Annotated in this window: 28 protein-coding genes; 8 read left to right on the top strand and 20 right to left on the bottom strand. The window is 63.7% G+C overall.

From position 1 onward, the window contains the following. Positions 1-46 precede the first annotated feature (46 nt). Positions 47-1,168 (top strand): DUF3108 domain-containing protein, encoded by a 1,122-nt coding sequence (locus RD110_RS02015; RefSeq protein WP_239467239.1) that lies wholly within the window; start codon positions 47-49, stop codon positions 1,166-1,168. A 203-nt stretch (positions 1,169-1,371) separates the two neighbouring features. Beyond that, complete coding sequence (locus tag RD110_RS02010) at positions 1,372-1,695, top strand: BTH_I0359 family protein (RefSeq protein ID WP_076196202.1); 324 nt, start codon at positions 1,372-1,374, stop codon at positions 1,693-1,695. 35 nt (positions 1,696-1,730) lie between these two features. On the opposite strand, the gene RD110_RS02005 is transcribed toward RD110_RS02010, so the two are convergent. Beyond that, complete coding sequence (locus RD110_RS02005) at positions 1,731-2,807, bottom strand: AbrB family transcriptional regulator (protein WP_076196200.1); 1,077 nt, start codon at positions 2,805-2,807, stop codon at positions 1,731-1,733. Between the two features lie 50 nt (positions 2,808-2,857). On the opposite strand from RD110_RS02005, the gene RD110_RS02000 reads away from it, so the two are divergent. Both RD110_RS02000 and purU read left to right on the top strand, forming a co-directional pair. Then, the gene (locus RD110_RS02000) at positions 2,858-3,694 is read left to right on the top strand and encodes a ChaN family lipoprotein (protein ID WP_076196198.1); all 837 of its coding nucleotides are present in this window, start codon (positions 2,858-2,860) and stop codon (positions 3,692-3,694) included. A 125-nt stretch (positions 3,695-3,819) separates the two neighbouring features. Then, positions 3,820-4,668 (top strand): formyltetrahydrofolate deformylase, encoded by an 849-nt coding sequence (gene purU, locus RD110_RS01995; protein WP_076196196.1) that lies wholly within the window; start codon positions 3,820-3,822, stop codon positions 4,666-4,668. Positions 4,669-4,680: 12 nt separating this feature from the next. Here purU and asd read toward each other — a convergent pair whose 3' ends face one another. Continuing rightward, complete coding sequence (gene asd / locus RD110_RS01990) at positions 4,681-5,523, bottom strand: archaetidylserine decarboxylase (RefSeq protein WP_076196194.1); 843 nt, start codon at positions 5,521-5,523, stop codon at positions 4,681-4,683. 114 nt (positions 5,524-5,637) lie between these two features. Here asd and RD110_RS01985 point away from each other — a divergent pair, with 114 nt between their 5' ends. The 4 genes from RD110_RS01985 (at position 5,638) to RD110_RS01970 (ending at position 9,233) form a co-directional block, all read left to right on the top strand. Then, on the top strand, positions 5,638-6,534 hold the full coding sequence (locus RD110_RS01985) for a LysR substrate-binding domain-containing protein (RefSeq protein WP_076196182.1): 897 nt from the start codon (positions 5,638-5,640) through the stop codon (positions 6,532-6,534). A gap of 96 nt (positions 6,535-6,630) precedes the next feature. Beyond that, positions 6,631-8,133: an FAD-linked oxidase C-terminal domain-containing protein gene (locus tag RD110_RS01980; protein ID WP_076204250.1), complete on the top strand. Its 1,503-nt coding sequence runs from the start codon at positions 6,631-6,633 to the stop codon at positions 8,131-8,133. Between the two features lie 14 nt (positions 8,134-8,147). Beyond that, entirely contained in the window at positions 8,148-8,504 is a 357-nt protein-coding gene (locus tag RD110_RS01975; RefSeq protein ID WP_076196180.1) for a CidA/LrgA family protein, read from the top strand. A gap of 3 nt (positions 8,505-8,507) precedes the next feature. Then, complete coding sequence (locus tag RD110_RS01970; protein WP_076196178.1) at positions 8,508-9,233, top strand: LrgB family protein; 726 nt, start codon at positions 8,508-8,510, stop codon at positions 9,231-9,233. Positions 9,234-9,252: 19 nt separating this feature from the next. Here the strand turns inward: RD110_RS01970 and RD110_RS01965 are convergent, their stop codons facing one another. The 18 genes from RD110_RS01965 to RD110_RS01880 all read right to left on the bottom strand — a co-directional run bounded on the left by RD110_RS01965 (position 9,253) and on the right by RD110_RS01880 (position 22,031). After that, positions 9,253-9,759, bottom strand: coding sequence for a peroxiredoxin (locus tag RD110_RS01965; RefSeq protein ID WP_076196176.1), 507 nt, complete (start codon positions 9,757-9,759; stop codon positions 9,253-9,255). Between the two features lie 139 nt (positions 9,760-9,898). Beyond that, positions 9,899-10,168, bottom strand: a complete 270-nt coding sequence (gene rpsQ / locus RD110_RS01960) for a 30S ribosomal protein S17 (RefSeq protein WP_076196174.1) — start codon at positions 10,166-10,168, stop codon at positions 9,899-9,901. A gap of 10 nt (positions 10,169-10,178) precedes the next feature. Continuing rightward, entirely contained in the window at positions 10,179-10,385 is a 207-nt protein-coding gene (rpmC, locus tag RD110_RS01955; protein ID WP_076196172.1) for a 50S ribosomal protein L29, read from the bottom strand. Positions 10,386-10,400: 15 nt separating this feature from the next. Further along, positions 10,401-10,817: a 50S ribosomal protein L16 gene (gene rplP, locus RD110_RS01950; RefSeq protein WP_076196170.1), complete on the bottom strand. Its 417-nt coding sequence runs from the start codon at positions 10,815-10,817 to the stop codon at positions 10,401-10,403. Between the two features lie 2 nt (positions 10,818-10,819). Next, positions 10,820-11,728: a 30S ribosomal protein S3 gene (gene rpsC, locus RD110_RS01945; RefSeq protein WP_076196168.1), complete on the bottom strand. Its 909-nt coding sequence runs from the start codon at positions 11,726-11,728 to the stop codon at positions 10,820-10,822. 14 nt (positions 11,729-11,742) lie between these two features. Continuing rightward, a complete protein-coding gene (gene rplV, locus RD110_RS01940; RefSeq protein ID WP_076196166.1) occupies positions 11,743-12,072 on the bottom strand; it encodes a 50S ribosomal protein L22 in 330 nt (109 codons plus the stop codon). A 9-nt stretch (positions 12,073-12,081) separates the two neighbouring features. Next, positions 12,082-12,360, bottom strand: coding sequence for a 30S ribosomal protein S19 (gene rpsS, locus RD110_RS01935; RefSeq protein ID WP_076196164.1), 279 nt, complete (start codon positions 12,358-12,360; stop codon positions 12,082-12,084). An 11-nt stretch (positions 12,361-12,371) separates the two neighbouring features. After that, positions 12,372-13,196 carry a 50S ribosomal protein L2 gene (gene rplB / locus RD110_RS01930; protein WP_076196161.1) on the bottom strand — a complete coding sequence of 275 codons (825 nt, stop codon included), beginning with the start codon at positions 13,194-13,196 and terminating at the stop codon, positions 12,372-12,374. A 2-nt stretch (positions 13,197-13,198) separates the two neighbouring features. Continuing rightward, positions 13,199-13,513 (bottom strand): 50S ribosomal protein L23, encoded by a 315-nt coding sequence (gene rplW, locus RD110_RS01925; RefSeq protein WP_076196159.1) that lies wholly within the window; start codon positions 13,511-13,513, stop codon positions 13,199-13,201. After that, complete coding sequence (rplD, locus tag RD110_RS01920; RefSeq protein ID WP_076196157.1) at positions 13,510-14,130, bottom strand: 50S ribosomal protein L4; 621 nt, start codon at positions 14,128-14,130, stop codon at positions 13,510-13,512. The genes rplW and rplD overlap by 4 nt, the downstream gene beginning before the upstream one ends. Next, positions 14,130-14,804: a 50S ribosomal protein L3 gene (gene rplC, locus RD110_RS01915; RefSeq protein ID WP_076196155.1), complete on the bottom strand. Its 675-nt coding sequence runs from the start codon at positions 14,802-14,804 to the stop codon at positions 14,130-14,132. Before rplC ends, rplD begins: the two co-directional genes overlap by 1 nt. Before the next feature lie 198 nt (positions 14,805-15,002). Further along, on the bottom strand, positions 15,003-15,317 hold the full coding sequence (gene rpsJ / locus RD110_RS01910; protein WP_019575636.1) for a 30S ribosomal protein S10: 315 nt from the start codon (positions 15,315-15,317) through the stop codon (positions 15,003-15,005). 17 nt (positions 15,318-15,334) lie between these two features. Next, entirely contained in the window at positions 15,335-16,525 is a 1,191-nt protein-coding gene (gene tuf, locus RD110_RS01905; protein WP_076196153.1) for an elongation factor Tu, read from the bottom strand. Between the two features lie 144 nt (positions 16,526-16,669). Next, positions 16,670-18,772: an elongation factor G gene (gene fusA, locus RD110_RS01900; RefSeq protein ID WP_076196151.1), complete on the bottom strand. Its 2,103-nt coding sequence runs from the start codon at positions 18,770-18,772 to the stop codon at positions 16,670-16,672. A 97-nt stretch (positions 18,773-18,869) separates the two neighbouring features. After that, positions 18,870-19,343, bottom strand: a complete 474-nt coding sequence (gene rpsG / locus RD110_RS01895) for a 30S ribosomal protein S7 (protein WP_076196149.1) — start codon at positions 19,341-19,343, stop codon at positions 18,870-18,872. Positions 19,344-19,491: 148 nt separating this feature from the next. Further along, positions 19,492-19,869 carry a 30S ribosomal protein S12 gene (gene rpsL / locus RD110_RS01890; RefSeq protein WP_076196147.1) on the bottom strand — a complete coding sequence of 126 codons (378 nt, stop codon included), beginning with the start codon at positions 19,867-19,869 and terminating at the stop codon, positions 19,492-19,494. 229 nt (positions 19,870-20,098) lie between these two features. Continuing rightward, positions 20,099-21,280, bottom strand: a complete 1,182-nt coding sequence (locus tag RD110_RS01885) for a D-alanyl-D-alanine carboxypeptidase family protein (RefSeq protein ID WP_076196145.1) — start codon at positions 21,278-21,280, stop codon at positions 20,099-20,101. A 115-nt stretch (positions 21,281-21,395) separates the two neighbouring features. Further along, positions 21,396-22,031, bottom strand: a complete 636-nt coding sequence (locus RD110_RS01880; RefSeq protein WP_076196143.1) for an alpha/beta hydrolase — start codon at positions 22,029-22,031, stop codon at positions 21,396-21,398. Positions 22,032-22,100 lie beyond the last annotated feature (69 nt).

Below are 22,100 nucleotides of genomic sequence, written 5' to 3'. Positions count from 1 at the left end.
ATCGAGCGACTCAACTGAACGACAAACGACGGGAAGTGCATTGAACGTGGAAGCAGGCGGCGCGAAGGCCGGCAGGGGTCAACGCCTTTCATCCGGCCGCCGGGACATTCCGCTGCGGGCCCTGCTGCTGATCGGCGCACTGGTGCTGATCGTGCATCTGCTGCTGTTGCAGGCCTTGCCGTCCGCGCCGCTGGCGGCCATCCGGCCGCCGATGAAGGCCTTCACCACGCGCACCGTGACGCTGAACGCCCCGCCGCCGAAGCCTGAAGCGGCGCCGAAACCTGCGCCGCCGCCCAAGCCCAACCCGCCCCTGCGGAAACCGCGCCCGGCAACACAGCCCGCCGCGACCGCGCCGCCACCGCTGGCCGCCGCCGCAACGCAGCCGCAAGCCCCGGCCGAGCCCGCAGCGTCCGCGCCCGAACCGATGCCGGCCGCGTCCGAGGCCGTGGCGAATGCGAAACCAGAGGCGCCCGCGCCGGAGTCGGCCCCGGTTCCGCCGCCGCGCGAAGTCCCCGTCGGCGCGAACGTGCTCGCCATTCCAGGCTCGGTGCGCATCACCTACGACATGACCGGCGAGGTCAAACGCCTGAGCTACAGCGCCAATGCGCAACTCCTGTGGATGCAGGATGGCAGCAACTATGACGCGATCCTGGAGGTCAAGGCGTTCCTGCTCGGCTCGGCCAGCCAGATGAGCAGCGGACAGATCACCGCCGAGGGACTGGCGCCCCTGCGCTTCGCCGACAAGCGGCGCACCGAGGTCGCGGCGCATTTCGAACGCGACAAGGGCAAGGTCACCTTCAGCGCGAACACGCCCGATGCGCCCCTGCTGGCCGGCGCGCAGGACCGGCTCAGCGTGATCTTTCAGCTGGTGGCGATGTTCGCGGGAGAACCCGACAAATACCCGCCGGCCACCACCATCACCCTGCAGATCGTGGGCCCGCGCGACGCGGAGCTGTGGCTGTTCACCGTCGATGGCGAGGAAACCCTGAACCTGGCCCACGGAGCCATGCAGGCCATCAAGGTCAGCCGCAACCCGCGCAAGGAATTCGACCAGAAGATCGAGGTGTGGTTCGCGCCGTCGCTCGGGTATCTGCCGGTGCGCCTCCGCATCACGCAGGCCAATGGCGATTTCGTGGACCAGAAATTGCAGGAAGTGGCCAAACCCTGACACGCGCTGCGCCGCTCGGCCGACCTTGAAATCGCGGAAATCGTTGCAATCTGCTCCCTAGACTTCGGAAAACAGTTTGGAACGGTGTCCACAAAGCGCCACAAATTGCACCGTACAGCGTTTTTTTCACACGAAAAATCCCCCTGCTGCGGCCTGCGGTGTATCTTGAAACTGGTTTCAGACGGAAAAAGGACATTGCCCTCATGAACACGCTCTACGACTCTGAATCTTTCGCGGTGGTCCACATGGAAGCCAACGCGCTGCCCGAAGAGGCCGAAACCGACAACGGCCTGCCGTCGGGAATCGTGTTGTCCACCCGCGGCCTGCCGGTACCCACGCTCGAACGACACGGTTTCGAGATCGTCGACAAACGCTCGGGCAAGGAGGTCTACCTCGATGGCTCCTGGGCCGAGTTGTTCCAGCAGCATATTTCGGCCTGGCGCCTGAACACCCCCACGCAGGAAGAAGTCGAGGACACGCTGGAGCGTTACGCCGAACTGGCGCAGAACCCCGTCGTCATCCACTGACACAACGGATACAAGGCGCGCCTGAGCGGGCCGCCTCACCGCGTGGCGTTGGTCCAGCGGTACAGCGGTTCCACCAAAATCAGCACGGCGATCAGCCTGCAGACCTGAAAAGCCGTCACGATCGGCGCCCCCAGATTCAACACCTTGGCCGTGATGGCCATCTCGGCGATGCCGCCGGGCGAAGTGGCCAGCACCATGGTCGCCGGATGCAAGCCCGTCACCCAGGCCAACCCCCACGCCAGCACGGCGCACAAGCCCATCAACCCCAGCGTTCCAAAGGCCACGGTCGCCATCCAGCGCGGCGCGGTGTGAACGAAGGCGGGTGAAAACCGCACACCCAGGCTCACACCGATCACCAGTTGCGCGGCATTCGACATCCACTGCGGCACGGCAGAGAGCTGCACCTCCGCCATGGTCAGGCCCATGCAGACGACCAGCGGCCCGAGGAACCACGGGTTGGCCCGGCCCATCTTTTCCAGCAACAAGGCGCCACACCCGGTGCACACGGCCAGTAGCGCCAGGCCGCCCGGCGAAACGACACGCGTACCCGGCGCCACCACCAGCATTTCGCCGTGCAGCCCGGCAAACTGCAGGGCGAACGGCACGGTGAGCGTCACCATCAGGACCCGCAAGGTGTGCGCGGCGGCCACCAGGTCCGTGCGCGCGCCGGCCCGCTCGGCCAGCAGCGTCATTTCCGAAGCCGCACCGATGGCCCCGGCGAAATAGCCCGTGGCCCGCAGCTGGGCGGCGCCAATGCCAGGCAGCTGCGCCGCATGCATGCGCTGCAGCCAGCGGCCAAACAACAGGCCAAGACCCAGCGCCCAGGCGATGCCCAGGACCATGACCCACCACAGGCTGCCGACCAGGGCCGTGATCTCGGGCGTGAAATACAAGCCGAGCGCGACGCTGATGGTCCACTGCCCCGCGTTGCGCAACCGCGACCAGCTGCAGGTCGGCGCGCCCAGCACCGAGGCCAGGCCGGTGGACAGCAGCGGCCCGATCATCCACGGCAGCGGCGTGCGCAAGAGCAGGCACAACTGCGCGGCCGCGAAGGCCAGCAGCAGGGTCAGGGCGACACGCAGGATGGGGGAAAAACAGGTGCGGAGCGGCAAGGCAATGGCGGCAATGGGGCGCGGCGGAAAACAGCCGTAGTATCCACGGCATGCAAGTGCGCCGTCTTTCCTTCGCGTTTTTCCCTTCCCTGCTGCTGGCGATGCTGATCGGCGGCTGCGCCGGCACCAAGCCGCCCAGCGCGTCGGACGCCATCAGCGCGCGCATCCTTGCGCTGCCACCGGCCGACGCGGTGCTGCTCGGCGAACAACACGACGCGGCCGAACACCAGCGCATCGAGCAACGGGTGGTGGCCTCGTTTGCCGAACGCGGTCGGCTGGCAGCCCTGGTCATCGAGATGGCCGAACGCGGCCGCTCCACGGCCGGCCTGCCGCCCGATGCCAGCGAGGCCCGGGTGCAGGCCGTGCTGGCCTGGGACCTCAAGGGCTGGCCCTGGTCCGCGTACGGCCCGGCGGTGATGACGGCCGTGCGAGCCGGTGTGCCGGTGCTGGGTGCCAACCTGCAGCGCCTGGACATGCGCGAGGCCATGGGCAACCGGCGGCTCGACGACCACCTGCCCGACGCCGCACTGCAGATCCAGCGGCAGGCGATCCGCGCGGGGCACTGCGAGATGCTGCCCGAAGCGCAGATCGCGCCGATGACGCGCATCCAGATCGCCCGCGACCGCAGCATGGCGCACACGATCGCCGAGGCCGCGATGCCGGGCAAGGTGGTGGTGCTGCTGGCCGGCAGCGGCCATGTGGCCAACGGGCTCGGTGTGCCCCTGCACCTGCCGCCGACGCTGAAGGTGCGAACGGTACGGCTGTTGGCCGAGGGTCGCCAGGCCGAGCCGGCCACCGCCTTCGACGCGGTCTGGCCCACACCGGCCGTGCCCGCCAAGGACTATTGCGCCGACATGAAGCAGCAGATGGGTGGTTCATCCCAGTAACGAGCGTGGGAGCACAGCCCGCCGCCGGGCCGCCCCAAGGCGGGCGCGCCCCCTCGGGGGGGCAGCGAGTACACAAAGTGACGAGCGTGGGGGCATACAAACATCCTGCGACAATCCCAGGCCTTATGAACCACGCCTACATCCTGACCCTGTCCTGCCCGGACCGCACGGGCATCGTGCATGCGGTCTCCGGCTTCCTGCTGGAGCGCGGCGGCAACATCGAAGAAGCCGCGCAATACAACGACCATGACACGGGCCTGTTTTTCATGCGGGTGCAATTCGCCTGCGAATCATTGGGCTTCGAGGAACTGCGCACGCAGCTCCAGCCCTTTGCCGACGGTTTCGGCATGCGCTGGAGCCTGCACGCCACGTCGGCGCCGGTGCGCACCGTGCTGATGGTGAGCAAGGAAGGCCATTGCCTGAACGACCTGCTGTTCCGCTGGAAAAGCGGCCTGCTGCCGCTGGACATCCGCGCCATCATCAGCAACCACCGCGACTTCTACCAGCTCGCCGCGAGCTACAACGTGCCGTTTCACCACATCCCGGTCACCGCCGCCACCAAGGCCCAGGCCGAGGGCCGCGCGTATGAAGTGATCGAGGCCGAGGGCGCCGAACTCGTGGTGCTGGCGCGCTACATGCAGATCCTGAGCGACGACCTGTGCCGCAAGCTCGCCGGCCGCGCGATCAACATCCACCACTCGTTCCTGCCGAGCTTCAAGGGCGCCAAGCCGTATTACCAGGCGCACGACCGCGGCGTGAAACTCATCGGTGCCACGGCCCACTATGTGACGGCCGACCTCGACGAAGGCCCGATCATCGAGCAGGACGTGGCGCGCGTGGACCACAGCCGCACGGTGGAAGACCTGACGGCCCAGGGCCGAGACACCGAAAGCCAGGTGCTGGCGCGCGCCGTGAAGTGGCACAGCGAACACCGCGTGCTGATCAACGGCCACAAGACCGTCGTCTTCAAGTAAACCGGGGACGCGTCAGGCGCGATTGGCCATGACCTGGCCGAGCCGCACGGCGCCGGCCGGCGCCCAGGCCGGGTTGAACTGCAGCGGCCCCTTGGGGAACAGCAGCACCACGGTTGAACCCAGCAGGAAACGGCCCATTTCCTCGCCCTGTTTCAGGCGGATGTCCTGGTCTTCATAACGCCATTCGCGCACCGGGCCGCGCGGCGGGTTGATCACGCCCTGCCAGACCGTGGCCATGCTGCCCACGATGGTGGCGCCCACGAGTGTCAGCACGAACGGCCCCAGCGGTGAATCGAAGACACACACCACGCGCTCGTTGCGCGCGAACAGGCCGGGCACGCCGCGCGCCGTGACCGGGTTCACCGAAAACAGCTCGCCCGGCACGTAGATCATGCGCAGCAGGCGGCCGTCGCACGGCATGTGGATGCGGTGGTAGTCGCGCGGGCTCAGGTAGATGGTGGCGAAATGGCCGTTCTGGAACTGCGCGGCCAGTGCGGCATCCCCGCCGACGAGCGCCGTGGTGGAATAGCTGTGGCCCTTGGCCTGGAAGATCTGGTCGCGGTCGATCGCACCGAATTGGCTGATGGCACCGTCGACGGGACACACCAGGTCGGCCAGGGCGATCGGCCTGACGCCGGGCTTGAGCGCGCGCGTGAAGAACTCGTTGAAGCTGGCGTAGCTGGTGATGTCGGGATTGGCGGCCTCGCTCATGTCGACACCGTATTTGCGGACGAACCAGCGGATGATGCCGGTGGTGATACCCCCCGCGCGTGCCGAGGCGACGTGGCCGCCGAACGAGGTGATGGCCTGCTTGGGCAGAAGGTACTGTGGCAGCACTTTGGAACGGTCTGACACGTGGGTCCCCTGTTTTTATGGCCGAACTCGGCGATTTGGAGCGGCGATTCTACCCAGCGGCCTCTTGTCTCCGGCGTCGGGCAAACACCCGACCCGGGCGGCGACAATACCGACATGGCTACTTCCCGTGTCGCCCGCATCCCCCCGATCCAATGTCTGCTGACCTTCGAGGCGCTGGCGCGCCTGCGCAGCGTGACACAGGCGTCCGAAGAGTTGTGCGTGACGCCGAGCGCGGTGAGCCACCGCGTCAGGCAGCTCGAGCAGATCATCGGGCTGAAGCTGTTCGGCCGCGCCGATTTTTCGCTGACCACCGAAGGCAGCGAATACCTGGCGCATGTGCGTGAGGGGCTGGCGATCCTGGAGCGCTTCCCGAGCGCCCAGCCCGCGCCCGGCAAACGCAAGCTGCGCCTGGCCGTCACGCCGACCTTTGCGCGGGCCATCCTGATCCCGCGGCTGCGCCAGTTCACCGAGGCCTATCCCGAGATCGACCTCACGCTGCAGGTGTCGATCCCCCTGCTCGACGTGGTGGCCGAGGATGCCGACATGATGATCCGCTTCGGCGCGGGGCGTTATGCCGACGTGGAACATGTCTGCCTCACGCGCGACGAGGTCACGCCGCTGGCCTCGCCGGCCTTCGTGCGCGAGCACGGCCCGTTCGAGCATGCAGAGGACCTGGAAGGCGTGCCACTGCTGCGCTCGGCGCTCGAGCCCTGGCGCACCTGGTTCCAGGCGCAGAAGCTCGACTGGCCGGAGCCGCTCGAGGGTTCGCAGTTCAACGACGTCGGCCTGATGTGCGACGGCGCGGCCGCCGGCATGGGCGTGGGGCTGATCCGGCTCAAGCTGGCCGCACCCTGGCTCGACAACGGCGCGCTGGTGCGCCTGGGCACGGGCGCCGCCTTTTCCCAGAGTGTGCCCAGCCCGCATGCGCACTACCTGTGCTGGCGCACCGGCACCATGGACCGCTGGGAATGCGCGGCTTTTGCGGCCTGGCTGAAGAACGCCGTCGTTTGAATTCCGGCGCGGGTTTTTCACAAGGCCCCACCATTTTCTTCAGGCCCGCGCCGTGCGATTTCACTTAAAGTGAAGCATTCCATCAAGGTGCCGACCATGAACGCTCCCACGTCTTCCAGCCAGCAGGATCTGCTACAAAGAACAGAGCGGCAGGCGCAGGTGGTTCAAGCACTGCGGGCCCATTTGCCATCACATTCGCTGCTGTGGAACGCGGAAGACACCGTGCCCTACGAGTGCGATGGCCTGACCGCCTACCGCCAGCGCCCGCTGATCGTCGCCCTGCCCGAAACCTATGCCGAGGTACAAGCCGTGCTGCGCACCTGCCACGCGCTCAATGTGCCGGTGGTGGCCCGCGGCGCCGGCACGGGCCTGTCTGGCGGCGCGATGCCGCATGCGCTGGGCGTGACGCTGTCGCTGGCGCGGTTCAACCGCATCCTGAAGGTCGATCCGCTGAGCCGCACGGCGCTGGTGCAGGGCGGCGTGCGCAACCTGGCCATCAGCGAGGCCGCCGCGCCGTACGGCCTGTACTACGCGCCCGATCCGTCGAGCCAGATCGCCTGCACCATCGGCGGTAACGTGGCAGAGAACTCGGGCGGCGTGCACTGCCTGAAGTACGGGCTGACCGTGCACAACGTGGTCAAGGTGCAGGGCTTCACCATCGAGGGTGAACCGGTCACCTTCGGCAGCGACGCGCTCGACGCGCCGGGCTACGACCTGCTCAGCGTGCTGATCGGCTCCGAGGGCATGCTCGCCGTCACCACCGAGGTCACCGTCAAGCTCGTGCCCAAGCCCCAGCTGGCGCGCTGCATCATGGCCAGCTTCGACGACATCCGCAAGGCCGGCGACGCGGTGGCGGCGGTGATCGCGGCCGGCATCATCCCGGCCGGGCTGGAGATGATGGACAAACCCATGACGGCGGCCGTCGAAGATTTCGTGCACGCGGGTTACGACCTCACGGCCGAAGCCATCCTGCTGTGCGAAAGCGACGGCACGCCGGAAGAGGTGGAAGAAGAAATCGGCCGCATGAGCGCGGTGCTACGCGAATGCGGCGCGACGGCCATTACCGTCAGCAACAACGAGGCCGAACGGCTGCGCTTCTGGAGCGGCCGCAAGAACGCGTTCCCCGCCTCTGGCCGCATCAGCCCCGACTACATGTGCATGGATTCGACCATTCCGAGGAAGCGCCTGGCCGACATCCTGCTGGCCATCGCGGAGATGGAGAAAAAATACCAGCTGCGCTGCGCCAACGTGTTCCACGCGGGCGACGGCAACCTGCATCCGCTGATCCTGTTCGACGCGAACGACCCCGACCAGCTGCACCGCTGCGAACTGTTCGGTGCCGACATCCTCGAGACCAGCGTCGCCATGGGCGGCACCATCACCGGCGAACACGGCGTCGGCGTGGAGAAGCTCAATTCGATGTGCGTGCAGTTCACCGCCGCCGAGAACGAGCAGATGTTCGGCCTGAAGCGCGCCTTCGATGCCAAGGGGCTGCTGAATCCTGGCAAGGTGATTCCCACGCTGAACCGCTGCGCCGAATACGGCAAGATGCTGGTCCGCGGCGGGCAGATCAGCCACCCCGACCTGCCGCGATTCTGAAGCAGGCGGCCTCCATGCTTCCCCTGCGCGGAATGGCCTGGCTGCTCGCACTGCAGTCGATCGGCGAGTTGCTGGCACGTGGACTGCAGTTGCCGTTCCCCGGACCGGTGGTCGGCATGATCCTGCTGCTGGTCGCGTTGCGCTGGCCACTTGTGCAGGCACCGGTGGCCGCATGCGCCGATTTCCTGCTGTCGCACCTGTCGCTGCTGTTCGTGCCGGTGGGCGTGGGCGTGATGACCCACCTGTCGCTCATTGGCACCTATGGCGTGCGCATCCTGCTCGCGCTGGTGGTCTCGACCTGGATCGGCCTGGCCGTCACCGCCTGGGTGCTGCGGATCTCCGGCCCGCACGAAGCGGAAAAGGCGGACTGAAACATGGCCGATTTCGTCCAGCTCTGGGTCTATCTTTCCGCGACGCCCCTGTTCGGCCTCACGGCGACGCTGCTGGTCTACGTGCTCACCCAGGCGGCCTACACGCGATTTCACCAGGCGCCGTGGGCCAACCCGGTGCTGTGGAGCGTGATCGTGATCGCCGGGGTGCTGCTTGCCACGCGCGTGCCCTATCCCACCTACTTCGCCGGGGCGCAATTCATCCATTTCCTGCTTGGCCCGGCCGTCGTGGCCCTGGCCTGGCCGCTGTGGCAGCGGCGCGCCGAACTGCGCGAACGCTGGGGCAGGCTGCTGCTGGCCGCGCTGGCCGGCGGCACCGCGGCCAGCCTGTCGGCCTTCGGCATCGGCTGGGCGCTGGGCCTGCCGCACGACGTGGTGCTGTCCCTGGTACCCAAGTCGGTCACGGCGCCGGTGGCCATGGGCATCGCGGAAAAGATCGGCGGCGTGCCTTCGCTGACGGCGGTGTTCGCCGTGCTCACCGGCCTCATCGGGGCGTTGAGCGGCAAGTACCTGTTCAATGCCCTGGGCATCGACACCGACGCCGAGGGTTGGCGCGCCCGTGGCTTCGGTCTGGGCACCGCAGCCCACGGCATCGGCGCGGCGCGGGCCATGCAGGTCAACCTCGATGCGGGTGCCTACGCCGGCCTGGCGCTCGGCCTGCAGGTGGTGCTGGCCTCGCTCCTGATGCCGCTGGTGTTCAGTCTGTTCTGAATCCCGCGGGATCGGCTGTTCAGCCTTTGGCCTGGGCCAGCAACGTTTCAGCGTCGCTGACTTCGAACTTGCCTGGGCCTTCGATGTTCAGCGTGGTGACCACGCCATCCTTCACCAGCATCGAATAACGGTTGCTGCGAATGCCCATGCCGCGGCTGGTCAGGTCCAGTGTGAGGCCGGTGGCCGTGGCGAAAGCTGCGCTACCGTCGCCCAGCATGCGCACCTTGTCGCCCGTCTTCTGGTCACGCGCCCAGGCGCCCATGACGAAGGCATCGTTGACGCTGACGCACCAGATCTCGTCGACACCGGCGGCCTTGAAGGCGGCCGCGTTCTCGACGTAGCCCGGCACGTGTTTGGCGGAACAGGTCGGCGTGAAGGCACCGGGCAGGGCAAACAGCGCAATGGTCTTGCCGGCCGTTGCCTTGGCCACGTCCACCGGGTTCGGGCCGATGCTGCAGCCGTTGCCTTCGACTTCCACATATTCCATCAGGGTGGCCGCGGGAAGTTTGTCGCCAACTTTGATCATGAGGTGCTCCGTGTGCTTGAAGTGAGAAATAAAGCGACCGCAGACATTGCGGTCGCCAAAAACAAAAACGACCCACATTGTGGGCCGTTTCTGGAGGTTTTGCCGAAGCGCTGAAAAGCGCTCCGAGGGCCGCGAGGCCTTAGTCGACGATGGCCTTCTGGACCAGACGGGATGCAACCCAGTTCTTGGTCTTGGAGATCGGCCGGCTTTCGGTGATCTCGATGGTGTCGCCCAGCTTGTACTCGCCCTTTTCGTCATGGGCGTGGTACTTGCTCGACTTGCCGACGATCTTGCCGTACAGCTCGTGCTTGACGCGGCGCTCGATGAGCACCGTGACCGTCTTCGCGCGCTTGTCGCTGACAACCTTGCCAATCAAGGTGCGCTTGAGGGATTTTTTAGCTTCCGTCATTTATCGCTCCTTATTTGGCGGACTTTTCGGCCGCTTGCTTCTCGCCAAGAATGGTCTTGGCGCGGGCAATGGCGCGGCGCGTGGAGCGCAGCGTGGCCGTGTTGTTGAGTTGTTGCGTGGCTTTTTGCATACGCAGGCCAAAGTGGGCCTTTTGCAGCTCCTTGACTTCGTTTTGCAGGCCGGCAACGTCTTTTTGACGCAGTTCAGTCGTTTTCATTGCTGTAGCTCCTGATTACTGACCGACCATGCGGGCCACGAACGTGGTACGCAGGGGCAGCTTGGCGGCAGCCAGACGGAAGGCTTCACGTGCGAGTTCTTCGGGGACGCCGACGATTTCGAACACGATCTTGCCCGGCTGGATTTCAGCCACGTAGTACTCTGGGTTGCCCTTGCCGTTACCCATCCGCACTTCAGCAGGTTTCTGGGAAATCGGCTTGTCGGGGAACACACGGATCCAGATGCGGCCGCCACGCTTCACGTGACGGGAAATCGCACGACGTGCGGCTTCGATCTGGCGGGCCGTCAGACGGCCACGGTCCGTGCACTTCAGACCGAAGTCACCGAACGCGACCGAGCTGCCCCGGGTTGCGATGCCGGTGTTACGGCCTTTTTGCTCTTTGCGGTACTTGCGCCGCGCGGGTTGCAACATGTTTATTCTCCTTTACCGTCAGCTGCACCAGGTGCAGCAGGCGCGGCTACTTTGCGGACGCGCTGAACGGTAGATTTCGGTGCAGCGGCTGCTGCACCTGCGGCTTCAACAGGCTTGTCACTGCCATCCGCGGGAGCGGCATTGCCACCCACGGGACGACGCGGACCGCGTGCTGGAGGACGGTCGTTGCCACCGGGACGGCCGCCGCGGTCATCGCGACGGGGACCACGGGGGCGGCGCTCTTCATCATTGCGCGGCTCTTGCACCACGGGCGCGTCATTGCGGCCCAGCGTGTCGCCCTTGTAGACCCAGACCTTGACACCGATGATGCCGTAGGTGGTCTTGGCTTCGGACACGCCGTAGTCGATGTCGGCACGCAGGGTGTGCAGTGGCACGCGGCCTTCGCGGTACCACTCGCAGCGCGCGATTTCGATACCGTTCAGACGGCCGGACGACATGATCTTGATGCCCAGGGCACCCAGACGCATGGCGTTCTGCATGGCACGCTTCATGGCCCGACGGAACATGATGCGCTTCTCGAGCTGTTGCGTGATGCTGTCGGCGATCAGCTTGGCATCGATTTCAGGCTTGCGCACTTCTTCGATGTTGACGGCCACCGGCACGCCGAGCTGACGGGTCAGTTCGCGCTTCAGGTTTTCGATGTCTTCACCCTTCTTGCCGATCACGACGCCCGGACGAGCCGAGAAAATCGTGATGCGGGCGTTCTTGGCGGGACGCTCGATCAGGATGCGCGAAACCGAAGCGTTCTTCAGCTTGGCCTTCAGGTACTCGCGCACCTTGATGTCTTCGGCCAGCATGCCGGCGAAGTCTTTGTTGCTGGCGTACCAACGGCTGGACCAGTTACGGCTCACCGACAGGCGGAAGCCGGTTGGGTGGATTTTTTGTCCCATATCTTTCCGACCTCTTAGTTGCCAACCGTCACGTACACATGGCACGTGGGTTTGCTGATACGGTTACCACGGCCTTTTGCACGGGCCGTGAAGCGCTTGAGCGTGGCGCCTTGTTCGACGTAGATGGTTTTCACCTTCAGCTCGTCGATGTCGGCACCGTCGTTGTGTTCAGCGTTGGCGATGGCGGATTCCAGAACCTTCTTGATGATCACGGCAGCTTTTTTCTGCGTGAATTCAAGAACGTTCAGGGCTTGGTCTACCTTTTTGCCGCGGATCAGATCTGCGACCAGGCGGCCTTTGTCGACTGACAAACGCACGCCACGAAGGACTGCACGTGTTTCCATGGTCTTTCCTTATTTCCGCACGACTTTTTTGTCGGCAGGGTGACCCTTGAAAGTACGGGTGAGTGCGAACTCGCCCAACTTGTGGCCCACCATTTGATCGGTGATGTAGACAGGGACGTGCTGCTTGCCGTTGTGCACGGCAATGGTCAAGCCGATGAAATCGGGCAGGATCATGGAACGACGCGACCAGGTCTTGATTGGCTTCTTGTCCTTGGTTGCCACGGCCTTTTCGGCCTTGGCAATCAGGTGGTGGTCTACGAAAGGACCTTTTTTCAGTGAACGGGTCATCTGGCTGCCCCTTACTTCTTACGACGCGACACGACCATGACCTGGGTGCGCTTGTTGTTACGGGTACGGTAACCCTTGGTGAGGTTGCCCCAAGGATCGACTGGATGACGACCTTCACCGGTCTTGCCTTCACCACCGCCGTGTGGGTGATCCACCGGGTTCATGACCACACCGCGAACGGTCGGACGAATACCCATCCAGCGCTTCACACCGGCCTTGCCGAGACGGCGCAGGCTGTGTTCTTCGTTGGCGACTTCACCGATGGTGGCGCGGCATTCGATGTGGATCTTGCGAACTTCACCGGAGCGCATGCGCACCTGGGCGTAGGTGCCTTCGCGCGCCAGCAGCGTCGCGGAGGTACCGGCCGAGCGGGCGATCTGGGCACCGGCACCGGGCTTGAGCTCGATGCAGTGGATCGTCGAACCCACGGGGATGTTGCGGATCGGCAGCGTGTTGCCGGCGCGGATCGGGGCTTCGGCACCGCTCAGGAGCGTTGCGCCGGCTTCCAGGCCACGTGGGGCGATGATGTAGCGGCGTTCGCCGTCGGCGTAGCAGATCAGGGCGATGTGCGCGGTACGGTTTGGATCGTACTCGACACGTTCGACCTTCGCGGGAATGCCGTCCTTGTTGCGAACGAAGTCGACCACACGGTAATGGTGCTTATGACCACCGCCACGATGGCGAATGGTGATGTGACCATTGTTGTTGCGGCCGGCCTTCTGGAACTGAGGCTCCAGCAGGGGAGCGTGAGGCGCACCCTTGTACAGGTGGTCACGCGAGACCTTCACCATGCCGCGTTGGCCTGGCGAGGTGGGTTTCATTTTGATGACAGCCATGATTACGCGGCCTCCCCGGTCAGGTTCAGCTCTTGGCCAGGCTTCAGCGTCACATAGGCCTTGCGAACGTTGTCGCGGCGACCCATGGATTTGCCAAAACGCTTGGACTTGCCCTTGGTGTTCACCACAGAAACGCCCTTGACTTCCACCTTGAACATCAGCTGCACGGCAGCCTTGATTTCATGCTTGGTCGCGTCCTGCAGCACCTTGAATGTCACAGCATTGGACTTCTCGGCAACCATGGTGGCCTTTTCGGACACGATGGGAGCGATCAGAACCTGCATCAGACGGCCTTCGTCGAACGTGGTCGTGCTCATGCGAACATCTCCTTGAGTTTGTCCATGGCCGCCTTGGTGACCAGAACCTTCTTGTAGTGCACCAGCGACACCGGATCGGCGTAACGCGGTTCGACCACGAGGATGTTCACCAGGTTGCGGGAGGCCAGGTACAGGTTTTCGTCGACTTCGTCGGCGATCACCAGCACGGACGCCAGGTTCATGGCCTTGAACTTCGCTGCCAGCGGCTTGGTCTTGGGGGAATCCACCGTCAGGGAGTCCACCACGGCCAGACGGCCTTCACGTGCGAGTTGCGAGAAGATCGAAGCCATACCGGCGCGGTACATCTTCTTGTTGATCTTCTGCGTGAAGTTTTCGTTGGGCATGTTCGGGAAGATCCGACCGCCGCCGCGCCACAGAGGCGAGGAGGTCATACCGGCGCGGGCGCGGCCCGTTCCCTTTTGCTTGAAAGGCTTCTTGGTGGAATGGCGAACTTGTTCCCGGTCCTTCTGGGCACGGGTACCTTGGCGCGCATTCGCCTGGAAAGCCACGACGACCTGATGAACCAGATCTTCGTTGTAATCACGACCGAAAACGGTTTCGGGGACGTCGATCTTCGACGCGGCCTGACCTTGGTCGTTCAGGAGTTCGAGCTGCATCAGTTCGCTCCTTGCGTTGGTTTAGCCTTGATGGCTGGACGAATCGTCACGAAACCGCCCTTGGAACCAGGGACGGCGCCCTTGATCAGCAGCAGTTGACGGGCTTCGTCGATACGGATGACGTCGAGGTTCTGGGTGGTGACGAGGTCGTCGCCCAGGTGGCCCGTCATCCGCTTGCCTGGGAACACGCGGCCTGGATCCTGCGCCATACCGATGGAGCCGGGAACGTTGTGCGAACGGCTGTTACCGTGCGACGCGCGCTGCGAGCTCATGTGGTGACGCTTGATCGTGCCGGCGTAGCCCTTACCGATCGTCGTGCCTTGCACGTCGATCTTCTGGCCCACGGCGAATACGGCGGACGCAGGAACGGTGGCACCAGCCTTGTACTGGCCAGCGACGTCGGACGTAACGCGGAATTCCCGGATGATTTCACCGGCTTCGACGCCCGCTTTCGCGAGGTGACCGGCCGCCGGCTTGGTAACACGCGAAGCCTTGCGTGCACCGAACGTGACCTGCAGGGCCACGTAACCGTCGTTCTCTTGGGTTTTGACCTGGGTGACGCGGTTGTTGGAAACGTCCACCACCGTGACAGGAACTGCATCCCCGTCGTCGGTGAATAGGCGCATCATGCCAACCTTGCGGCCCAGCAACCCGAGGGAGTTGCTTTGACTCATGGTTTTCTCCGTAACTTCCACCGCTGCGACTGCAATTGGCCGCAACGTTTTTGCGTGGAAGTGGTTAATAAAACTCTACGCAAGTGCTTTCGCAATTTGGGCAGAGCCATAAATTATAGCGCGAACTGTGCTTTGCAGCAAGTTCGCGCTATTTGCTCTCGACCGAGGCATCCGGCCAACCGGATTGCCGTCGTGTTTTTATTGCAGCTTGATTTCCACGTCCACGCCTGCGGGCAGATCGAGCTTCATCAACGCATCAACGGTCTTGTCCGTTGGGTCGACGATGTCCATCAGGCGCTGGTGCGTGCGGATTTCGAACTGGTCGCGGCTGGTCTTGTTGACGTGAGGCGAACGCAGGATGTCGAAGCGCTTCATGCGGGTCGGCAGGGGCACGGGGCCCTTGACGATCGCGCCGGTGCGCTTGGCGGTATCCACGATTTCAGCGGCCGATTGGTCGATGAGCTTGTAGTCGAACGCCTTGAGGCGGATGCGGATTTTTTGCTTGGTGGACATGGTGCTTCCTTGTCGAATTAAGCAATGATCTTGGCAACCACGCCGGCGCCGACGGTCTTGCCGCCTTCACGGATGGCGAAGCGCAGGCCTTCTTCCATGGCGATCGGGTTGATCAGCTTCACGGTGATGGTCACGTTGTCGCCAGGCATGACCATTTCCTTGCCTTCTGGCAGTTCGATGGCGCCGGTCACGTCCGTCGTGCGGAAGTAGAACTGCGGGCGGTAGTTGTTGAAGAACGGCGTGTGACGGCCGCCTTCGTCCTTGCTCAGCACGTAGATTTCCGACGTGAAGTGCGTGTGCGGCTTGATCGAGCCGGGCTTGCACAGCACTTGGCCGCGCTGCACGTCTTCGCGCTTGGTGCCGCGCAGCAGGATACCGACGTTGTCGCCGGCCTGGCCTTGGTCGAGCAGCTTGCGGAACATTTCCACGCCGGTGCAGGTGGTCTTTTGCGTGTCGGCGATACCGACGATCTCGATTTCTTCACCGACCTTGATGATGCCGCGCTCGACGCGACCGGTCACCACGGTACCGCGACCGGAGATGGAGAACACGTCTTCCACGGGCATCAGGAAGGCGCCGTCCACGGCACGTTCCGGCAGGGGGATGTAGGTGTCCAGGGCATCGGCCAGCTTCATGATCGCGCCTTCGCCGAGTTCGCCCTTGTCGCCTTCCATGGCCAGCTTGGCGCTGCCGTGGATGATCGGGGTGTCGTCGCCGGGGAAATCGTATTTGTCGAGCAGCTCGCGCACTTCCATTTCAACGAGTTCGAGCAGTTCGGCATCGTCGACCATGTCGCACTTGTTCAGGAACACGATGATGTAAGGCACGCCGACCTGACGGGCCAGCAGGATGTGCTCGCGGGTCTGGGGCATCGGGCCGTCGGCTGCGGAACACACCAGGATCGCGCCGTCCATCTGGGCGGCGCCGGTGATCATGTTCTTCACATAGTCGGCGTGGCCAGGGCAGTCGACGTGGGCGTAGTGGCGGTTGGCCGTTTCGTATTCCACGTGGGCGGTGTTGATGGTGATGCCGCGGGCCTTTTCTTCGGGCGCTGCGTCGATCTGGTCATAGGCCTTGGCCGAACCACCGAACTTGGCGGCCAGCACGGTCGTGATGGCGGCCGTCAGCGTGGTCTTGCCATGGTCGACGTGGCCGATCGTGCCCACGTTGACGTGGGGCTTGGTGCGCGTGAACTTTTCTTTTCCCATTTTTCAATTCTCCGAAAGAGCTTTCCCGTGTGAGGTTTAACGTCTGCACAATGTTGCTGGATCGCCTCGCACGGGAACAAGGCGGCACACTGTCGCAGACAGGGGATTTGAGGCCGGCCGCTCGCGCGGACGGCCAATTGCTATTTACTTGGCGCGGGAAGCCATGATGGCTTCGGACACGTTGCGCGGGGCTTCCGAGTAGTGCTTGAACTCCATCGTGTACGTGGCGCGGCCTTGCGACATCGAACGCAGCGTGGTGGAGTAGCCGAACATTTCCGACAGCGGCACTTCGGCCTTGATGGCCTTGCCGCCACCGACCATGTCGTCCATGCCCTGCACCATGCCGCGGCGGCTGGACAAGTCGCCCATCACGCTGCCGGCATAGTCTTCAGGCGTTTCGACTTCCACGGCCATCATGGGCTCCAGAATCACCGGGCCCGCCTTGCGGCAGCCTTCCTTGAAACCGAAGATGGCGGCCATCTTGAACGCCAGTTCGTTCGAGTCCACGTCGTGGTACGAGCCGAAGTGCAGCGTGACCTTGACGTCGACCACCGGGTAGCCAGCCAGCACGCCTTGCGTGACGGCCTCGTGGATGCCCTTTTCGACCGCCGGGATGTATTCGCGGGGAACCACACCACCCTTGATCGCGTCGACGAACTCGATGCCCTTGCCGGCTTCGTTGGGTTCGATCTTCAGCACCACGTGGCCGTACTGGCCCTTGCCACCGGACTGACGAACGAACTTGCCTTCGGCATCTTCGATCGTCTTGCGGATGGTTTCGCGGTAAGCCACCTGCGGCTTGCCGACGTTGGCTTCCACGCCGAATTCGCGCTTCATGCGGTCGACGATGATTTCCAGATGCAACTCGCCCATCCCGGCGATCAGCGTCTGGCCGGACTCTTCGTCGGTCTTCACGCGGAACGAAGGATCTTCCTGAGCCAGGCGTTGCAGCGCGATGCCCATCTTTTCCTGGTCGGCCTTGGTCTTGGGTTCCACGGCCTGCGTGATCACGGGCTCAGGGAACACCATGCGCTCCAGCGTCACGATGGCCGATGGATCGCACAGGGTTTCGCCCGTGGTCACGTCCTTCAGGCCCACGCAGGCGGCGATGTCGCCAGCGCGGATTTCGCTGACTTCTTCGCGGTTGTTCGCGTGCATCTGCACGATACGGCCGATACGCTCTTTCTTGCCGCGGATCGGGTTGTAGACGCTGTCGCCCTTTTGCAGCACGCCGGAATAGACACGCACGAAGGTGAGCTGACCGACGAACGGGTCGGTCATCAGCTTGAAGGCCAGAGCCGAGAACTTCTCGCTGTCGTCGGCCTTGCGGACCACGGCGTTTTCGTCTTCATCGATGCCGCCGACCGGTGGAATGTCCACGGGCGAAGGCATGAATTCGATCACGGCGTCGAGCATGCGCTGCACACCCTTGTTCTTGAACGCGGTGCCGCAGTACATCGGCTGGATTTCGCTGGCGATGGTGCGCGTGCGGATGCCTTGCTTGATCTCTTCTTCGGTCAAGTCACCTTCTTCGAGGTACTTGTTCATGAATTCCTCGGAGGCTTCGGCGGCCGCTTCGACCATCTTCTCGCGCCATTCCTTGGCCAGCTCGACGAGCTCGGCGGGAATTTCCTTGTATTCGAACTTCATGCCCTGCGAGGCTTCGTCCCAGATGATGGCCTTCATCTTGATGAGGTCGACCACGCCGGTGAAGTTTTCTTCGGCACCGATTGGGATCACCATCGGCACGGGGCTGGCCTTCAGGCGCAGCTTCATCTGGTCGACGACCTTGAAGAAGTTGGCACCGGTGCGGTCCATCTTGTTGACGAAGGCCAGGCGCGGCACCTTGTACTTGTTGGCTTGGCGCCAGACGGTTTCCGACTGGGGCTGCACGCCACCCACGGCGCAGTACACCATGCAGGCGCCGTCGAGCACGCGCATCGAACGCTCGACTTCAATCGTGAAGTCGACGTGACCGGGGGTATCGATGATGTTGATGCGGTGCTCAGGCAAGGACGTGTCCATGCCCTTCCAGAAGCAGGTGGTGGCCGCCGAAGTGATCGTGATGCCACGCTCTTGCTCCTGCTCCATCCAGTCCATGGTGGCCGCGCCGTCGTGCACTTCACCAATCTTGTGGTTCACGCCGGTGTAAAACAGAATGCGCTCGGTCGTGGTGGTCTTGCCGGCGTCGATGTGCGCGGAGATACCAATGTTGCGATAGCGCTCAATGGGGGTATGGCGAGCCATAGTTCTCTTTCGTTAAAGCAACAAGCCCGCCATCCGACGTCGAATGGTGCGGGCTTGTTGCCGAGTGACCTAGGGGTTTAGGACAGTTCTTGCAAGCTTAGAAGCGGAAGTGCGAGAAAGCCTTGTTGGCTTCGGCCATGCGGTGCACTTCGTCGCGCTTTTTCATCGCGCCGCCACGGCCTTCGGTGGCTTCCATCAATTCGTTGGCCAAACGCAGGGACATGGACTTCTCGCCACGCTTGCGGGCGGCTTCCTTCAACCAACGCATGCTCAGGGCCAAGCGACGCACGGGGCGCACTTCGACCGGCACTTGGTAGTTGGCACCGCCGACGCGGCGGGACTTCACTTCCACCATGGGCTTGACGTTGTTGATGGCCAGGGTGAAGGCTTCAACAGGGTCTTTGCCCGGGTTCTTCTTCTCGATGAATTCGAGGGCACCGTAGATGATGCGCTCTGCAACAGCTTTCTTGCCGCCTTCCATGATCACGTTCATGAATTTGGACAGCTCGACATTGCCGAACTTGGGGTCCGGCAGGATTTCACGTTTAGGGACTTCGCGACGACGTGGCATTTTTTCACCTCTTGATTGCTTCAGTTGGCACCTTGTCAGGCACCGCAAAGACCATCATGGTCTTTACTTACTCGACCCACAGCGGGTCACTACGTTGAATCTCCGCGCCACGCGGGAAACAACACCGAATAATTCGAAAACCGAGTGCTTACTTAGCCTTTGGCTTCTTCGCGCCGTACTTGGAACGCGCTTGCTTGCGGTCTTTCACGCCTTGCAAATCGAGCGAACCGCGCACGATGTGGTAACGCACACCCGGCAAATCCTTGACACGGCCGCCGCGCACTAGCACAACGCTGTGCTCCTGCAAGTTGTGGCCTTCACCGCCGATGTACGAGATGACCTCGAAACCGTTGGTCAGACGCACCTTGGCCACCTTACGCAGAGCCGAGTTCGGCTTCTTGGGCGTCGTGGTGTACACGCGGGTGCAGACACCGCGGCGCTGCGGCGAATTCTGCATCGCCGGGCTTTTCGACTTGATCGTCTCGACCTCGCGGCCCTGACGAACTAATTGATTGATGGTTGGCACTTAAGCCTCCTTAAACGTGAAACGTCCCTAAACGTTCGATAACTTGAAAAACGCGACTTTTGAAAAAGGCGCAAAAACGTGAATCCCTTCGGAAGATTCCGAAAAGCCTTCAAGTATAGCTTTTTGGCGCCACGCCCGCAAGGCAGCTGCATGGACACGTGACGTTGCCCATGTCACCGCTGTCCGCATCTCAAGTTGGCGGGCGCTTACTTTTCAAAAAAGCCAAGCCCTACTTGATCCAGAGTCGGATCGCATCCCAGGCGCGCCCGAAGATGCCGGCCTGCTCGACGCCTTCGAGCGCCACCAGCGGCACTTCCATCAACGGCTGCTCGGCCACGGAAACCCTCAGCGACCCGACCGCCTGCCCCTTGGTGAAGGGCGCCACCAGCGGATCCGGCCGTGCGATCTGGGTCTTGACCTTGGCCGCGTTGCCGGCGGGCACGGAAACGATGATCGGCTCCGGGCGGCCGAGCTGGAGCAGCTTGGCCGAGCCCTTCCACACCTCGGGCGTGGCCACCGACTGGTTGGCGTCGAAGAGCTTCACGGCCTCGAAAGCGGTATAGCCCCAGTTCAGCAGCTTCTGCGCTTCGTTGGCGCGCGCGCTTTCACTCGAGGTGCCCAGCACGATCGTCAGGATGCGGCGGCTGCCGGTGGCGGTGCCGGCCGATGCCAGGTTGGGGAATTCGCGCCTGGCGGTCGCAATCAGGCAATACCCGGCGGCGTCGGTACGGCTGGTCTGCAGGCCGTTCACCGTGGGGTCGCGGAACAGCAAGGCGTTGCTGTTGGTGTCGTTCGTGGTGGGCGTGCCCTGGTAGCGGTACTTCTTGATCGCGTAATACGACATGTATTCCGGGAAGTCGCGCATCAGCCGTGCGGCCAGGATGCTCAGGTCGCGCGCCGTGGTGGTGTGGCCGGGCACGGTCAGGCCTTCAGGATTTTTGTAGATGGTGTTCTTCAGACCGAGCGCCTTGGCCTGCTCGTTCATCATCTGCACGAAACGCTCGGCCGTGCCGCCCACAGCCTCGGCCAGCGCCATGGTTGCGTCGTTGCCCGACTGCACGATCATGCCCTTTATCAGATCGTCCACCGGCACCTGCATCTTCGGATCGACGAACATGCGCGAGCCGGGCATCTTCGAGGCGCGTTCGCTGACCGGCAACGCCTGCGTCAGGGTCAGCTTCCCGGACTTGAGCGCGTCGAACACCAGGTACTGCGTCATCAGCTTGGTGAGCGAGCCCGGCTCGACCGGCGTGTCCACATCCTTCTCCAGCAGCATCTGGTTGGCGGTGACGTCGAGCACCAGATACGACCTGGCCGCGACTTCGGGACCCTGGATGGGTTGGGCGACGGCCGACACGACGACGGACAAGGCAAGCAGTGGCGCGCGCAGCGCCTTCAGGATTCGGTTCATTGGCAATGGGGTGACGGCTGGCCGGATGGAAAGGAAACCGCGCCGCCAGCGCGGCCCCTCCAGACCCTCGAGCGGCGCGCAGGCCGCCATACGACCCCGCGACGGCGGCGAAGGTTCAGGATCGCAGGTGGCGCACCACCAGATTTTTCAGAAGCGGCAATTGTCCGTGAAAGAAATGACCGCCTCCTGGGATGACCGTAACCGGAAGTGTCTGCGGCCGCGCCCAATCCATCACCGAAGCGAGTGGAACGGTGTCGTCGGCTTCGCCATGCACCACCAGTGCACGCTCATGCGCCTCGGGCGGCAGGCTCGCCACCGTGAAACGCGACGCCGCCGTGCCGACCAGCACCAGCTTTTCCAGAGGCCGCGTGGGCCACAGCGCCGCCACCGCATGACTGGTGACGAAGGCGCCAAACGAGAAACCGGCCAGCGCCAGGGGCCCGTCGCCAGCGGTCTGCGCCACCACGGCCAGCAGATCTTCCATCTCGCCGCGGCCTTCGTCGTACACCCCTTCGGTGGCCCCGACGCCGCGGAAGTTGAAGCGCACGGCCTGCCAGCCGCAGGCCACGAAGGCGCGGGCCAGGGTCTGCACCACCTTGTTGTCCATGGTGCCGGCGAACAGCGGGTGCGGATGCGCCAGCACGGCCACGCCGCGCGGCGACTGGCCGTCGGCGAGCGAGGGCGCGTCGATCACGGCTTCGATGCGGCCAGCGGCGCCGGTCAGGCTCATTTTCTGCGTGGATGCGTTCACGGTGTTGCTACCAAATCAAGAGCAAACTACGCAGGACGGACCTGCGTTATCGCCCAAATTTCTTCAAAT

Source organism: Rhodoferax koreense, assembly GCF_001955695.1.
Classification (GTDB): Bacteria; Pseudomonadota; Gammaproteobacteria; order Burkholderiales; family Burkholderiaceae_C; genus Rhodoferax_B; species Rhodoferax_B koreensis.
This window is presented reverse-complemented; position numbering and strand designations above follow the sequence as displayed.